This window comes from Micromonospora sp. NPDC049049 (genome assembly GCF_040649115.1).
In the GTDB taxonomy this organism is placed as follows: Bacteria; Actinomycetota; Actinomycetes; order Mycobacteriales; family Micromonosporaceae; genus Micromonospora.
Genome location: NZ_JBEZEX010000007.1, coordinates 51,528 through 65,649, shown reverse-complemented (window position 1 = coordinate 65,649; position 14,122 = coordinate 51,528). Strand labels below are relative to the sequence as shown.

The 14,122-nt window shown below is 72.3% G+C and carries 13 protein-coding genes; 5 read left to right on the top strand and 8 right to left on the bottom strand.

Features of this window, described 5'->3' with window-relative positions; all coding sequences use genetic code 11:
• Window positions 1–51 precede the first annotated feature (51 nt).
• Together cofD and AB0B68_RS09995 are read left to right on the top strand one after the other, a co-directional pair.
• Window positions 52–999 (top strand): 2-phospho-L-lactate transferase, encoded by a 948-nt coding sequence (gene cofD, locus AB0B68_RS10000; RefSeq protein WP_357259066.1) that lies wholly within the window; start codon window positions 52–54, stop codon window positions 997–999.
• Window positions 996–2,081, top strand: coding sequence for a coenzyme F420-0:L-glutamate ligase (locus tag AB0B68_RS09995; RefSeq protein WP_357203628.1), 1,086 nt, complete (start codon window positions 996–998; stop codon window positions 2,079–2,081). Before cofD ends, AB0B68_RS09995 begins: the two co-directional genes overlap by 4 nt.
• A 32-nt stretch (window positions 2,082–2,113) precedes the next feature.
• Here AB0B68_RS09995 and AB0B68_RS09990 read toward each other — a convergent pair whose 3' ends face one another.
• Window positions 2,114–3,106 (bottom strand): winged helix-turn-helix domain-containing protein, encoded by a 993-nt coding sequence (locus tag AB0B68_RS09990; RefSeq protein WP_357203625.1) that lies wholly within the window; start codon window positions 3,104–3,106, stop codon window positions 2,114–2,116.
• 280 nt (window positions 3,107–3,386) lie between these two features.
• Window positions 3,387–4,433 (bottom strand): hypothetical protein, encoded by a 1,047-nt coding sequence (locus AB0B68_RS09985; protein WP_357203622.1) that lies wholly within the window; start codon window positions 4,431–4,433, stop codon window positions 3,387–3,389.
• Between the two features lie 54 nt (window positions 4,434–4,487).
• Between AB0B68_RS09985 and AB0B68_RS09980 the strand changes: the two genes are divergently transcribed.
• Window positions 4,488–5,090, top strand: a complete 603-nt coding sequence (locus tag AB0B68_RS09980; RefSeq protein ID WP_357203640.1) for an NUDIX hydrolase — start codon at window positions 4,488–4,490, stop codon at window positions 5,088–5,090.
• Here the strand turns inward: AB0B68_RS09980 and AB0B68_RS09975 are convergent.
• Window positions 5,059–6,150, bottom strand: coding sequence for a sugar phosphate nucleotidyltransferase (locus tag AB0B68_RS09975; RefSeq protein ID WP_357259063.1), 1,092 nt, complete (start codon window positions 6,148–6,150; stop codon window positions 5,059–5,061). The genes AB0B68_RS09980 and AB0B68_RS09975 overlap by 32 nt on opposite strands.
• 63 nt (window positions 6,151–6,213) lie before the next feature.
• Window positions 6,214–7,359: a glycosyltransferase family 1 protein gene (locus tag AB0B68_RS09970; protein ID WP_355005605.1), complete on the bottom strand. Its 1,146-nt coding sequence runs from the start codon at window positions 7,357–7,359 to the stop codon at window positions 6,214–6,216.
• A gap of 154 nt (window positions 7,360–7,513) precedes the next feature.
• Here AB0B68_RS09970 and AB0B68_RS09965 point away from each other — a divergent pair, with 154 nt between their 5' ends.
• Window positions 7,514–8,203 carry a TIGR03089 family protein gene (locus AB0B68_RS09965; RefSeq protein ID WP_357259060.1) on the top strand — a complete coding sequence of 230 codons (690 nt, stop codon included), beginning with the start codon at window positions 7,514–7,516 and terminating at the stop codon, window positions 8,201–8,203.
• A gap of 135 nt (window positions 8,204–8,338) precedes the next feature.
• Here AB0B68_RS09965 and AB0B68_RS09960 read toward each other — a convergent pair whose 3' ends face one another.
• Together AB0B68_RS09960 and AB0B68_RS09955 are read right to left on the bottom strand one after the other, a co-directional pair.
• Window positions 8,339–10,336, bottom strand: a complete 1,998-nt coding sequence (locus AB0B68_RS09960; protein WP_357259057.1) for an acetoacetate--CoA ligase — start codon at window positions 10,334–10,336, stop codon at window positions 8,339–8,341.
• Between the two features lie 143 nt (window positions 10,337–10,479).
• Window positions 10,480–10,998, bottom strand: coding sequence for a hotdog domain-containing protein (locus AB0B68_RS09955; protein WP_203125586.1), 519 nt, complete (start codon window positions 10,996–10,998; stop codon window positions 10,480–10,482).
• 23 nt (window positions 10,999–11,021) lie between these two features.
• Between AB0B68_RS09955 and AB0B68_RS09950 the strand changes: the two genes are divergently transcribed.
• The gene (locus AB0B68_RS09950) at window positions 11,022–11,693 is read left to right on the top strand and encodes a hypothetical protein (protein ID WP_357203608.1); all 672 of its coding nucleotides are present in this window, start codon (window positions 11,022–11,024) and stop codon (window positions 11,691–11,693) included.
• 47 nt (window positions 11,694–11,740) lie between these two features.
• Here AB0B68_RS09950 and AB0B68_RS09945 read toward each other — a convergent pair whose 3' ends face one another.
• Together AB0B68_RS09945 and AB0B68_RS09940 are read right to left on the bottom strand one after the other, a co-directional pair.
• Entirely contained in the window at window positions 11,741–13,033 is a 1,293-nt protein-coding gene (locus tag AB0B68_RS09945) for a multidrug effflux MFS transporter (protein WP_357259054.1), read from the bottom strand.
• Window positions 13,034–13,339: 306 nt separating this feature from the next.
• Window positions 13,340–14,116: an alpha/beta fold hydrolase gene (locus AB0B68_RS09940; RefSeq protein ID WP_357203602.1), complete on the bottom strand. Its 777-nt coding sequence runs from the start codon at window positions 14,114–14,116 to the stop codon at window positions 13,340–13,342.
• Window positions 14,117–14,122: the final 6 nt, after the last annotated feature.

Genomic DNA, 14,122 nt, shown 5'->3' with positions numbered 1-14,122 from the left:
CTCCCGGGCCACCCACCGATCGGAGGCGTCACGTGCGCGAGGATGGTCGACATGCGCATCGTGGTTCTGGCCGGCGGCATCGGCGGCGCCCGGTTCCTGCTCGGCGTCCGGGCGTACGCCCGTGACGTCGGTGCTGAGGTGACCGCCGTTGTCAACGTCGGCGACGACCTGTGGTTACACGGGTTGAAAATCTGCCCCGACCTGGACAGCGTCATGTACACCCTCGGCGGGGGCGCCGACCCGGAACGGGGCTGGGGTCGGGTCGACGAGAGCTGGACGGTCAAACAGGAGTTGGCCGCGTACGGGGCCGAGCCGACCTGGTTCGGCCTCGGCGACAAGGACATCGCCACCCACCTGGTCCGCAGCACCATGCTCAACGGCGGTTATCCGTTGAGCGCGGTCACCGAGGCGCTGGCCAGCCGCTGGGAGCCGGGCGTACGCCTGTTGCCGGCGACGGACGACCGCCTGGAGACCCATGCCGTGGTGGAGGACGACCAGGGTCAGCGGGCGATCCACTTTCAGGAGTGGTGGGTGCGGTACCGCGCCGACATCCTCACGCACCGCTTCGTGTTCGTGGGCGCGGAGACGGCGAAGCCGGCACCCGGGGTGCTGGACGCGATCGCCTCGGCCGACCTGGTGCTGATCGCGCCGAGCAACCCGGTGGTGAGCGTCGCGCCGGTGCTGGCCGTACCGGGGCTGCGTGCGGCGGTGGCGGACGGCCCGGCACCGGTGGTGGGTGTCTCCCCGATCATCGGCGGCGCGCCGGTGCGGGGGATGGCCGACCGTTGCCTGGCCGTGCTCGGCGCGGAGTGCAGCGCGGCGGGGGTGGGTCGGCTCTACGGCGGCCGGGCGAGCGGCGGTCTGCTCGACGGTTGGCTGGTGGCCGAGGAGGACGCGGGCACCGTGGTGCCCGAGGTGACGGTCCGCGCGGTGCCGCTGCGGATGACCGACGAGGCGGCGACGGCGGCTATGGTCCGCGCCGCGGTGGAGTTGACGTGAGGCTGGAGATTCTGCCGGTGCTCGGCATCGGTCACGTGACCGAGGGTGACGATCTGGCCGCGGTGATCGCGACTGCCGCGCCGTGGCTGCGCAACGGCGACGTACTGGTGGTGACCAGCAAGATCGTTTCCAAGGCGGAGGGGCGGCTCGTCGACGTGCCGGCGGACGGGCCGGAACGGCTGGCCGCCCGGGACGACGTCCTGGCCGGTGAGACCGCCCGGGTGGTGGCCAGTCGGGGGGCGACCCGGATCGTGCAGACCCACCACGGCTTCGTCATGGCCTCGGCCGGGATCGACGCGTCGAACGTGGACAAGACCCAACTGGTGCTGCTGCCTGTCGACCCGGACGCCTCGGCGCGGGCTCTTCGGGACGCGCTTCGCGAGCGCTACGACCTGGATCTGGCCGTGATCATCAGCGACACGATGGGACGACCCTGGCGCAACGGGCTCACCGACGTGGCGCTCGGGGTGGCCGGCATGACGGCGATCCGGGACCACCGGGGCGAGGTCGACCCGTACGGCAACGAGTTGCAGTTGACCCAGATGGCCGTGGTGGACGAGCTGGCGGGTGCCGGCGAACTGATCAAGGGCAAGTGCGATCAGGTCCCCGTCGCTGTGGTGCGGGGCTATCTGCCGGCCAGCAACCCGGACGACGCCGGTGGCGCGCGGGCGCTGATCCGCGACGCGGCGCAGGACCTGTTCTCGCTCGGTACCGCCGAAGCCCGCGCCGCCGGGCTCTCCGACGCCGCCACCCTGACCGACGGCCCGGGCCCGACACCGGCGGACCTGACCGCGGTGCGACGGGCGATCGACGCGGTCGCCGGGGTGGTCGCCCCCGGCACGGTCTTCACACTGGTCGACGAGGCCGAGGTACGCGCCGGACTGGTCGCCGAGATGCCCGGGTGGCCGGACGGCGCCGACCTGGTGCTCGGCTCGGCCCCGACGCCCGTCGAGCCGTTCGGTCTGGTCCGTTTCGGTGCCGACCTGCACCGGCTGCGCGTCGCCCTGGCCGCCCAGGGTGTCGGGTCGACACTGTTGCCGCCGCCGCCGGGTAGCCCGGCGAGCGCCGCGCTCGCCCTGTAGAACCGCCCCTAAGGCCTGTGCGAACGGCCGGGTCACGCGTCCAGCATGGCCCGGCCCAGCGGGGTCAACGTGTGCAGCACGCTGTTGCGTTCGCGGTGGCTGACCAGCAGACCAGCGTTGCGCAGGACTGTGGCGTGCTGGCTCGCCGCCGCCGGTGAGATGTTGAGCTGGCGGGCGACCTCCCCGGTGGTGCAGCCCTCGTCGCTGGCCTGCAACACCGCCGCCCGGGTGCGGCCCAGCAGCGCGGCGAGTGATTCGCGGGCAGCACCGGACGCGGCGTCGGCGTCGGCGGAGACCAGCGCTCCCAGCCGGTCCACCGGGTAGACCAGCACCGGTGGCAGCGCCGGGTCGAGCAGTGCGACAGGGGTCGCAGCGCAGAAGAACGACGGCACCAGCAGCAGCCCACGGCCGTCCAGGTGCAGCTCCCTGCTGTGCGGGTAGCTGTGGACCTCCAGCACCCCGCTCTCCCAGCGCATCGCCGGCCGGAGGCTGGCGAGCAGGCCCTCGACGCCGCCGTCGAGCAGCGCCCGCGCCCGCCGCGTGCGGTCCGCCGCAACCGCGGCCTGGATCCGGCCCCAGTACGGGCTGATTGCCAGCGAGCGGTACTGCTCCATCGACTCCGCGAGGTGGTGGAGCGCCGACACCTCACCGCGAGCGAGCGCTGCCGCGGAGGAGGGCAGCTGATTCTCGGCGGCCAGCACGCTCAGGTCCCGGTGCAGCAACTCGGCGGGGGTCCGGCGGAGCGCGTCCAGCCCGGCCTCGAAGCCCTCGACGCTGGCGTACGGGGTGAGGAAGTCGGGGAAGTAGCCACGCGGCGGGTTCAACGCGAAGAGCAGGCGGAGTTGCTCGGAGGCGGAGTTCTGGCGCAGATCCCGGGCCACGCTGCGCCGCCAGTTGGCGGTCAGCGGATCGCGGGTGCGGCCGCGCAGCACGTGCAGGCTGAGGACCAGCTCCCAGACCGGGTCCGCCGCCGGCGCCACCCGGGTCCGGAGAATGTCCTCCCCAGAAAAGTGGATCTTCAGCATGGAGCGCTCCTGTGTCGCCGACAGGGGGGATGCCGGATGACCGTTCGACTCTACCTGGCCGGCAGTAATCTCCATCTTTAAGCCTGGACTGAAAAACCTCGACGGCTCCGGGGCCGGTTAGGCATGCTTCCCATGCCCGAACACGGCGCCGTGCGTCCTTGACGCCCGTGCTGCCGGGGGCACCGGGACCGGGGAGGCCCCGGTGATCGGACGGCACCACGAGGGTCTGCGGCCCTTGCTCCGCGGAGGTGCCGTCCGGTCATCCGCCCCCGGCGCCGGCTCAGCCGACCCAGAGCGCGACCCGATGGTCCTCGTCCGTGACGTAGAACGACCGTCCGTCCAGCTCCGCCACGCCCTCGACGTGGTGAAACGGGGCCAGGTCCGCCACCTGCTCCCCGACGAGCCGCCGCCCGTCGCCCGCCTCGCCACCGGTGAGCCGGAAGCGGACGTGCCGGGAGGTGACCTCACCCCCACCCGGATGGTCGTCGAGCAGGACCGACCCCTTGCCCAGCGCGTCGATCGAGCCGATCACGGCCGCGTACCCGCCGTCCGCCGTCGGGGTGATCGCGCGGAAGCCGGTCAGCTGCCCCGGCGCGGTGACGCCGGTCAGCACGTACGCGCCCAACGCCCGCGGCCAGGCCCGCTCGGCCGTGAACATGCCGGGCACACCGGCCACCTCGACCAGGATCGGCTCACCGGCGTCGGTGACCGGAAAACGCAGCCCGAGCAGCACCGTCCCGGCCGGAGTGAACGCCGCAGCCTCCACGTTCAACGGCAGGTCGTCCGGGGCCAACCGGCTCACCCAGCTCTTCTCCCGGACGGTCCCCCGAGCCAGCGTCTCCACGATGAACCGCTCCCGCACCCGCTCCCCCGCCGGCAGGAGGGTCAGCGGCGCCGCGGCGAGAGCGTCGTTCACCGCCCGGTGCAGGCGAAACGAGTTGCGTACCACGTGCACCGGCACCGGCCCGGCCGCCGCGTCGTCCTCCCGGAACCGGGCCACGAAGGCGCGCCGAGGTCGCAGCGGGCCTGCCTTCGAGCCGAAGTGGGAGCCGAACACGTACACCCAGCCGTCGTGGTGGGCGAGCGCCTCACCGTCCTCGGTCCGCCCGTTCTCCACACCGGCATCCGCCGGCACGTGCAGGGCCGTCCACTCCCCGTCGTCGCGCTCCAGCAGCAGCGCCAGGCAGCGCTCCACCGGCCCCTCGTCCAGCACCGTCCAGAAGCCCCGCCGGGCACCGTACGCGCGCAGCAGCGCCGCCGACCGCACCGGCAACAGATCGCTGGCCTCGTTACCGGCCACCACGAATTCGACGAGTCGCAGGGTCACCGGGCCAGCGTACGGAGCACACGCTCGTACAGTGGCGGGGTGCCCGACACCGTGATGACCGGCCCGACCGCCCAGCCGACCGACCCTGAGACGTACCAGGCGCTGCACGCCGACGCCAGCGCGTTGCTAGAGGGCTGGCAGCCCACCAGCCCGGACGCGGCCAGCGCGCGGGACCGGACGCTGGCGCTGCTCGCCGCCGGCCCGATCGCGATGAGCCGGCAGCACCGCCCGGGGCACGTCACCGCCAGCGCGTTGGTGCTGGACGCCACCGGCTCCCGGGTGCTGCTCTGCCTGCACGTCAAGTTCGGGCGTTGGGTGCAGCTCGGCGGGCACTGCGAGCCGACCGACCAGACCCTGGTCGGCGCGGCGCTCCGCGAGGCCACCGAGGAGTCCGGGATCGCCGGCCTGCGCATCGACCCGGTGCCGATCGACGTGGACGTGCACCAGGTGCAGTGTCAGGGCGGCTCGGCGCACTACGACGTCCGGTTCGCGGTGATCGCCCCGCCGTCGGCCGTGGAGCAGGTCAGCGACGAGGCCGAGGAGCTGGGCTGGTTCCCACCGGACCAGCTGCCCGAGCCGCTGGCCGGCGGGACCGCACAACTGGTCGCACCGGCCCTCGCCGCTGTCAGACGTAGCCCTCTTCGCCTCGCCCCTTGAGCTCGTCGACGAGGCCCTTGACGTCCTGCGCCCGGTCGCGCGGGCAGACCAGCACCGCGTCCGGGGTGTCCACCACGATCAGGTCGCGCAGACCGAGCACGGCCACCAACCGACCCGACTGCGGGACGACCACGAGGTTGCTGCTGTCCCGCAGCAGCACGCCCGGCTTGGCCTCCGAGCCGAGCACCACGTTGCCCGCGTCGTCGGCCGACAGCACGTCGCCGAGGGTGTGGAAGTCACCGACGTCGTTCCAACCGAAGTCGCCCGGCACCGTCGCGACCCGACCCGCCGTTGCCGCACCCTCCATCACCGCGTAGTCGACGGAGATCTTCGGCAGGGTCGGCCAGATCGCGCCCAGGACGTCGTCCTGCTCCGGGGTGCCCCAGGCGGCGGCGATCGCGGCGACGCCGGCGTGCAGCGCCGGCTGCTGGCGGGCCAGCTCGGCGAGGAAGACGTCCACCCGCCACACGAACATGCTCGCGTTCCACAGGTGCCGGCCCGAACGGACGTACGCCTCGGCCACCTCGGCGGCCGGCTTCTCCTTGAACTCGGTCACCGGCCGCCACGGCACACCCTCGGTCGGATCGCCGGTCTCCAGGTAGCCGTAGCCGGTCTCCGCACGGGTCGGAGTGATCCCGACGGTCATCAGCATGCCCTGCTGGGCCCCGTGGATCGCCTCCTGGACGGTGCAGACCCAGCTGTCCGGGTCGCGGATCAGGTGGTCGGCCGCGAAGCTGCCCATCACCGCATTCGGGTCACGTGCCGCGATGACCGCGGCGGCCAACGCGATCGCCGCGCACGAATCCCGGGGGGAGGGCTCGACCAGGATGTTCTCCTCCGGCAGCACGGCCAACTGCCGTGCCACCGCCGTGACGTGCGCGGCGCCGGTGACCACGAGGATCCGATCCGGTGTGGTCAGCGGCGCGAGCCGTTCGACCGTCGCCTGGAGCAACGAGGCGCTGGTGCCGGTCAGCGGGTGGAGGAACTTGGGATGGCCGGCGCGGGACAGCGGCCACAACCTCGTGCCACTGCCACCTGCCGGAATGACCGCATAAAGCATCCGCACATCATGCCCGACGTACCTGCCCAAAGTGGCACGGGTCACCCGCAGTGGTGCGGAGGGTCAGGAGCGGGCGCGACTCCACGCGGAGATGTGCACCTCGGCGCTGGACTCCCAGGTGAACTCCTTGGCCCTGTCGAACCCCGCCTTCGCCAGCGACAACCGTCGCTGCTCGTCGTCGAGCAGGGCGGCCAGGTCGATGCTGATCTGCTCCGGGTCCTCCGAGGTGTACGCGACCGCGTCGCCGCCCACCTCGGGCAGCGAGAGCCGGGGCGTGGTCAGCACCGGGGCGGCGCACGCCATCGCCTCCAGGATCGGCAGCCCGAACCCCTCGCCGTAGGACGGGTACGCGGCGACCAGGGCACCGCCGAGGAAACCTGGCAGGTCGCCGTAGCGAAGGTAGCCGGGGCGCAGCAGACGCAGGTGCGACGGCACCTCGGCCACCGCCCGGTCGATGTCCTCGTCGTGCCCCTGCCCACCGGCGATCACCAGGGCCGGCGGGTCGACCCGGTCAGCCACCGCCCGCGCCCACCCACGGATCAGGTTGGGCACGTTCTTCCGCGGCTCCTTGGCACCGAGGAAGGCGACGTAGCTGCTGTTGCCCAGCCCCAGACGCGCTCGCACCCGAGCCTTCTCCTCCTCGGTGGGAGCGTGGAAGGCAGCCTGGTCGACGCCGTGGTAGGCCACGTCGATCCGCGTCGGGTCGGCGTCGAGCAACCGGATCAGCTCGTCGCGGGTGGCCTTGCTGGGCACGATCACCCGGTTGGCGCGGCGCAACGAGGTCTTGATGGCGCTGCGGAAGAACGTGCGGCGCGACTTGTCGTAATGCTCCGGCTCGGTGAAGAACGTCGCATCGTGCACGGTGACCGTGACCGGACATCCGGCCCGCAGCGGGCAGGTGTAGAAGGGCGAGTGCAGCACCTCTGCGCCGACCTGCTGGGCGAGCAGCGGCAGGCCGGTCTGCTCCCAGGCGAGCCGGGCCGGGCGGTGCGCCACGGCGGCCGGGGCCGGGATGATCTCCGCGCCGGGCAGCATGCGGGTGTACCGCTCAAGATCGGTGCGGAGACTGACCACCGCCAGCTCCACCCCCGACCCGCACACCTTGCCGAGGGCGCCGAGCAGACCGTCGACGTATCGACCGACACCACCACGGTCGGTGGGGACACTCGTGGCGTCGATGAGCACGCGGGGCGGGCGACCGGCGGTCACGGGGCGACTCCTTGTACTGGCGAGACTGTGGGGAACAACACTCCGGGGGTAAAGCCTACGCCGGGGCGCGGGGCCGACGCTGACTGCGACCCGACGGTACGCCGACTTGTCATCGTCATCGAGTACGGCCCGCACTGGCGTATCGTTCGCGCCGATGGCCGACAACATTGCCCGGGTGTTCGCCGACGCGATCGCGTCCGACCCGACCCGACCGCTGCTCACCTGGTACGACGACGCCACCGGCGACCGCACCGAACTCTCCGGCGTCACGTTGGCGAACTGGGTGGCGAAGACCGCCAACCTCCTCGTCGACGAGGTCGGCCTCGCGCCGGGCACCCCGGCCGGCGTGGTGCTGCCGCCACACTGGCAGACCGCGGCGGTGTTGCTGGCCTGCTGGTCGGCCAAGCTGAGCGTCGTCGACACGCCGGGCGAGGTGGGGGTGCTCTTCGCCGCCGCCGACAGGTTCGACGAGGCGCAGTCCTGGTCCGCCGACGAGCGCTACGCCCTCGGGTTGGCCCCGCTCGCCGCCCCACTTCGACAGGTGCCGCCCGGATTCGCCGACTACGTCGTCGAGGTACGCGGACACGGTGACCACTTCACGCCGCAGTCCGGCCCTGGCCCCACCGACGCGCACCTGCTGAGCCGCGCCGAGGCCCGCGCCACCGAGTTGGGCATCCTCCCCGGCGCCCGGGTCCTCATCGACGCCGCCCGGCACCCCGACCCGGTCGACTGGCTGCTGGCCCCGCTGACCCGGGCCGCCACAGTCGTCCTCTGTGCCAACCCGGACCCAGCCCGCCTGGCCGCCCGCGTAACCACGGAAAAAGTCACCCACCCCCTCCCGTAACCCGCCCGCCCCGCCCAGCCCCGCCGATCTTGCCCCGCCCCGCCTCGCCCCGCCGATCTTGCGGTTTCGGTTGCCGGAATGGGTGGTGTGCCCCTTAAGTCGGGACAGAAAGTGCAAGATCGCGGGGGGAAGGGGTCAGGACGTCGTGCGGGACTGAGCGAGGGCCGCGAAGGCGGTCAGGGACTCGGGGTTGGCGAGGGCACCCTTCGCGGCGGCCTGGTCGACCGGGGTGCCGGTGAGGATCTTCTTGACCGGCACCTCCAGCTTCTTCGCCGAGAGGGTGCGGGGCACCGAACGCACCTGGTGGATCTCGTCGGGCACGTGCCGGGGTGAGAGCGCCGTGCGCAGTTCACGGCAGATCTTCGCGCGCATCGGGTCGTCCAGCTCCAGACCCTCGGCCAGCACCACGAAGAGCAGCAGCTCACCGGCACCGCCCTCGTCGTCCTCCAGGTGCACGACGACCGAGTCGAGGACCTCGTCGAGCCCTTCCACTACCGAGTAGAACTCGGCGGTGCCGAGACGCACCCCACCACGGTTGAGGGTGGCGTCGGAGCGGCCGGTAATCACGCAGCCACCCCGCTCGTTGATGGTGATCCAGTCACCGTGTCGCCAGACGCCCGGGTAGACGTCGAAGTACGCCTCCGCGTAACGGGTGCCGTCCGGATCGTTCCAGAAGCCCACCGGCATGCTCGGCATCGGTTCGGTGATCACCAGCTCGCCGAGTTCGCCGATGACCGGTGTGCCGTCGGCGGAACGGGCCTCCACCTTGGCGCCCAACGCCCGGCAGGCGATCTCACCGGCGTACACCGGCAGCAGTGGCACCCCGCCGACGAACCCGGTGCACACGTCGGTGCCACCGGAGAGCGACTGGAGTTGGACGTCGTCGCTGACGGTCTCGTACACCCAGCGGAAGCCCTCGGCGGGCAGCGGCGCACCGGTGGAACCCACGCCGCGCAGCGCCGACAGGTCGGCGACCTCCCGGGGGACCAACCCGGCCTTACGGCAGGCCAGCAGGTACGGCGCGGAGGTGCCGAAGTACGTCGTCCCGGTCTCCGCCGCCAGCCGCCACAGCGCGCCCAGGTCAGGCTCGGCCGGCCGGCCGGGTTCCGCCCGCACCCCCGGGTTGCCGTCGAAGAGCACGATGGTCGCCCCCACCGCCGGGCCGGAGACCAGGAAGTTCCACATCATCCAGCCGGTGGTGGTGAACCAGAAGAACCGGTCGGCCGGGCCCAGATCGTGGTGCAGGGCGAGCATCTTCAGGTGCTCCAGCAGGATGCCGCCGTGGCCGTGCACGATCGGCTTCGGCAGGCCGGTGGTGCCCGAGGAGTACAGCACGTAGAGCGGGTGGTCGAACGGCACCGGCGTGAACGTCAACGGCTCGTCGGTGGGTGCGGCCAGCTCGGCCCAGCCCAGCGCGCCCTCGGGTGCGGGGCCCGTCGGGTCGAGGTAGCCGATGCTGACGGTGTGGCGCAGCGACGGCAGGGCGGCCCGGATCGCGGCGACCTCGGCACGCCGGTCCACCGGCTTGTCGCCGTACCGGTAGCCGTCCACGGCAACCAGCACCGTCGGTTCGATCTGCTGCCAACGGTCGGTGACGCTGCGGGTGCCGAACTCGGGCGCGCAGGACGAGAAGATCGCGCCCAGGCTGGCGGTGGCCAGCAGCAGGACGTACGTCTCGGCGATGTTCGGCGCGTACGCCGCCACCCGGTCACCGGCGGTGACGCCGAGACGGCGCAGCCCGGCCGACACCCGGCGGACCTGCTCGCGCAACTCCCCAGCGGTGAGCGTGACCGGCGGGCGGGTCTGCCCGTGCGCGATCACCACCGGGTCGTCGTCGGCCCGCCCCGGCATCCGCAGCACGTTCTCCGCGTAGTTGAGCGTGGCGTCGGGGAACCAACGGGCACCGGGCATCCCCCGCTCGGCGAGGGTGGCGCTCGGCGGTGTGTGCGCGATCACCTCGAAGTGGTCCCAGATCGAGCGCCAGAACCCGTCCAGGTCGGTGGTGGACCAGCGCCACAGCGCGTCGTAGTCGGCGAAGTCCAACCCGCGGTGCTCCCGCAGCCAGCGCAGGTAGGCACCGATCCGGGACCGCTCGCGTACGTCCGCCGGCGGCGTCCACAGCATGTCACCCACTGCTCCACCCTCCCCCTGGCCCGACACGACACTGTGACTGGGCCGTGGCGCCATCTTGCCCTACCTCGAAGCGCCATTCTGCGCACCGGGTAGGCCGACCGACGCGTGCCCGTCCCACACTGCAACCCGCCACCTCATGTGGGTCAGCCGGCGCGGTGGGCCTGGATGGCGCGGCGGCGGGCCAGCCGGTGCGCTCGGCGGATCTCCGCCTCCTTGTACCGGCGCTCGTCCTCCGCCGTCTCGGGCAGCACCGGGCGGACCGCCCGCGGCGCCCCACCCACGTCCACGCCGACGAACACCAGGTACGCGGTGGCGACCCGGACCGGCGCGTCCTCGGCCGAGTCCCACCGTTCGGCGACCACCCGCACGCCCACCTCCATCGAGGTCTGGCCGGTCCAGTTCACCTGGGCGTGCGCGTGCACCAGGTCGCCGACCCGGACCGCCTCGGAGAAGACGATCTCGTCGATCGCCGCGGTCACCGCGGTCCCTCCGCTGTGTCGGGCGGCAGCCGCCCCGGCCACGTCGTCGACGAACTTCATCAGGACCCCGCCGTGCACGGTGCCGTACAGGTTGACGTCCACCGCGGTCATGATCTTGCTGAGAGTGACGCGCGAGTACGACGTCGGCTTGCCGGTTGGAGGGGCGGAGAGGTGCTCAGTCATGTCGAAAACGGTACGGTGCGCGGATGCGACATCTCTGGAGCTTCCTCGCCGGGCTGGTGGTGGCGCCCATCACCTGGGTGCTGGTCACACTGGGGCAGGACGGGTCGAGCCGGACGGTCGACCGCTGGGTGGAGATCGGCACGTTCAACACCGCCAACCTGATCGAGCCGGCCGTGTACCTCGGTGTCGGCGGTGTCCTGCTGGGCCTGCTCGGCACGCTGCGCTTCTCGCCGCTGGGCCCGTTGGTGGCCGGTGCGCTGCTGGTCACCCCGTACATCGGGATGTTCGTGGCGCCCTTCTCGGTGCGGGACGCGATCCCGCACGAGTGGAAGGTGTTCGGCGATCCTCTGCCGCTGCGACTGCCCGTGGAGAACGGCACGCTCTTCCTGCTCGGCCTACTGCTGCTGATGGCGACCTTCAGTCAACAGCGGTGGCGGCAGTGGCCGAGCCCGGCGACCGAACCGACCGCGGCACCCACCCCGGGGTCGGACGGAGGCCCCCGCGACGACAACTTCACGTTGACCGACTGGACGCCTCCCGCGCCCACGGAGCGCGACACCGCGCCCCTCACTCTGGGTTACCCGGCCGACTCGACATCGACCGATCCGCTGCCCCGCCGGGTGGGTGGCGAATCACCCTGGTCCGCCCCACCGCGCGGCCAACCGCGACCCGAGGACACCACCGAGATCCGCTGATCGCCGGGGCGGGCCGGGTGACCGGCCCGCCCTCCGTCTCTTGCGGGCTAGTGCAGCGCGATCGCCAGGTCCCTGTCGACTGTGCCGAGGCCGGCGCGGGGCACGACGAGGAGCATGACGATCAGCGCGGCGGCCATACCGCCCGCGATGACTATCGCCATCGGTACGCTCCCGGTGCCGAACAGACCGGCCAGTGGCGCCGACAACGCACCGATGCCGAACTGCACCGCGCCGAGCAGCGCTGCGGCGGTGCCGGCGGCCTCGCTGTGCCGGCTCATGGCCAGTGCCGGCGCGTTGGGCAGGGCGAGACCGGCGGCGGCCAGGACCAGCCACAGTGACGCGAGCAGGGTGCCCAGGCCACCGATGCCGGTCGCCGCGAACATGACCAGCAGCAGTCCGGCTGCCGTTCCGGCGATCAGGGCGCTCACCAGGATCTGCTGCGGGGTGTAGCGGCGCAACAGCCGCACGTTGAACTGGGTGGCCCCGATCAGGCCCACCGCGCCGGCCCCGAAGGCGATGCCGAACTGCTGCTCGTCGAGGCCGTACTCCTGCTGGAGCACGAACGACGAACCCGAGACGTACGCGAACAGGGCGGCCATCGCCAGCCCGGCGACCAGCACCAGGCCGACGAACGCCCGGTCGTTGAGCAGCCCCCGATAGTCGCGGAGGGTGGCGCTCACCCCGCCGTGCCGCCGACGCGCCACCGGAAGGGTCTCCGGGAGCCGGAACGCGGCCACGACGATCAGCAGCGCGCCCAGCACCGCCAGCGCCGCGAAGACGCCCCGCCAGTCGGTCCAGCTCAGCAGGCCGCTGCCGAGCGTCGGCGCGAGGATGGGCGCCAGGCCCATGACGAGCATCAGCCGGGAGAAGATCCGGGCGAACGAGGCACCGCTGAACAGGTCGCGGACCACTGCCGTCGCGACCACGGTGGCGGCGGCGACGCCGAGCCCCTGGAGTACGCGCAGCCCGCCGAGGACCTCGATGTTGGGTGCGAAGACGCACAGCACGGATGCCACGATGTGCACGGCCAGACCGGCCAGCAGCGGCACCCGTCGCCCGACCACATCGGAGAGCGGCCCGATCAGCAACTGGCCCAACGCGAGACCGACAAGCGTGCCGGTCAGCGTCAATTGCACAGCGGTCTCGGTGGTCTGCAGGCCCGCCGTGATGGCGGGTAGCGCGGGCAGGTACATGTCGATGGTCAGCGGCCCGATCGCGATCAGGGCGCCCAGCACCAGGACGAGCTGCGCCCGCTGACGGTTGGTCATCAGGTCGCCGGGCAGCACCTCTTGCGCGACGGCTGATTCGTGTCCGGTCTTGTCCACCAACTGCTTCATCATCTCGATCTCTCTGCGGAAGCTGGTGCGTCGTCACGAGCGGCGGCGCGGGCGTCACCGGAGCCGCGCGGACGCGGCGTCCCAGTGTGGGGTGCCCGGCGGTGGGCAGCGTGGATGTGACGAGGCAGGGGTCGTGGCGGGGGTGGCCGGGTGGCGCGATGATCCGAGGGTGATTCTCTCGGTCGGCAACACCCCGGCGGTGTGTGACGTTCCCGGTGTGTGGGGAGTCACCCCACCCCGTCCGCCGCGCGACTCGCCTGCCGGACCATGCCGGGTCGGGGCGGGCCGGGTGACCGGCCCGCCCTCCGTCTAACTCCCCGCCACGAGGGTGGCCCGGACGGTTCCCAGCAGGGCGTCCCGGGCCGTCATTGGAAAGAAGTGTCCGCCCGGCAGCACGTGCAGGGTGGACCCGGCCGACGTGTGCTCCCGCCACGGCGCGACCCGATCCGGCGGCACCTCCCGGTCCCGGTCACCTGCGAAGGCGACGATCGGGCAGCTCAGCGGCGGCTCCGGCCGGTACTCGTAGGTCTCGCAGACCGCGAAGTCGGCGCGGATGGCGGGTAGGAGCAGGTCGAGCAGTTCGGGTTCGGCCAGGATCTCCTCGTCCAGACCGCCCAGCTCACGCAGCCGTTCGACGACCACCGCGTCCGGTTGGTCGTGAATGTTCGGCGAGGTACGCCGCAGCCCCGGCGCGAGGGCACCGGCGGCGAAGAGGACCCGGGGCGGCGGCACCGCGCGGCGACGCAGTTCGCGGGCCAGCTCGAAGGAGACCAACGCCCCCATACTGTGCCCGAACAGGGCGTAGGGCACCCCCAGCTCGGGGGCCAGCGCCGGGGCGAGGGCCTCCACCAGCTGCCGCACCCCGGTGTACGCCGGCTCACGCCAGCGGGACTGCCGTCCGGGCAGCTCGACCGGGCAGACCTCGACATCGTCGCCGAGCAGCTCCTGCCACCCGTGGTACGCCGAGGACCCACCACCGGCGTACGGCAGGCAGATCAGTCGGACGGCGGGGGTGACGCGGCGGCGCGGCCCGGCGGCCAGCCAGCCCTGGGCGCGGGCGGGCGCGTGGGTGGTGAGGCGGTTCACGGAACG

What these genes read in the sequence shown, in the direction of transcription:
- cofD (WP_357259066.1), top strand. Translation starts at nt 52, where the DNA reads ATGCGCATCGTGGTTCTGGCCGGCGGCATCGGCGGCGCCCGGTTCCTG.
- AB0B68_RS09990 (WP_357203625.1), bottom strand. Translation starts at nt 3,106, where the DNA reads ATGCTGAAGATCCACTTTTCTGGGGAGGACATTCTCCGGACCCGGGTG.
- AB0B68_RS09980 (WP_357203640.1), top strand. Translation starts at nt 4,488, where the DNA reads ATGACCGGCCCGACCGCCCAGCCGACCGACCCTGAGACGTACCAGGCG.
- AB0B68_RS09975 (WP_357259063.1), bottom strand. Translation starts at nt 6,150, where the DNA reads ATGCTTTATGCGGTCATTCCGGCAGGTGGCAGTGGCACGAGGTTGTGG.
- AB0B68_RS09965 (WP_357259060.1), top strand. Translation starts at nt 7,514, where the DNA reads ATGGCCGACAACATTGCCCGGGTGTTCGCCGACGCGATCGCGTCCGAC.
- AB0B68_RS09955 (WP_203125586.1), bottom strand. Translation starts at nt 10,998, where the DNA reads ATGACTGAGCACCTCTCCGCCCCTCCAACCGGCAAGCCGACGTCGTAC.
- AB0B68_RS09950 (WP_357203608.1), top strand. Translation starts at nt 11,022, where the DNA reads ATGCGACATCTCTGGAGCTTCCTCGCCGGGCTGGTGGTGGCGCCCATC.
- AB0B68_RS09945 (WP_357259054.1), bottom strand. Translation starts at nt 13,033, where the DNA reads ATGATGAAGCAGTTGGTGGACAAGACCGGACACGAATCAGCCGTCGCG.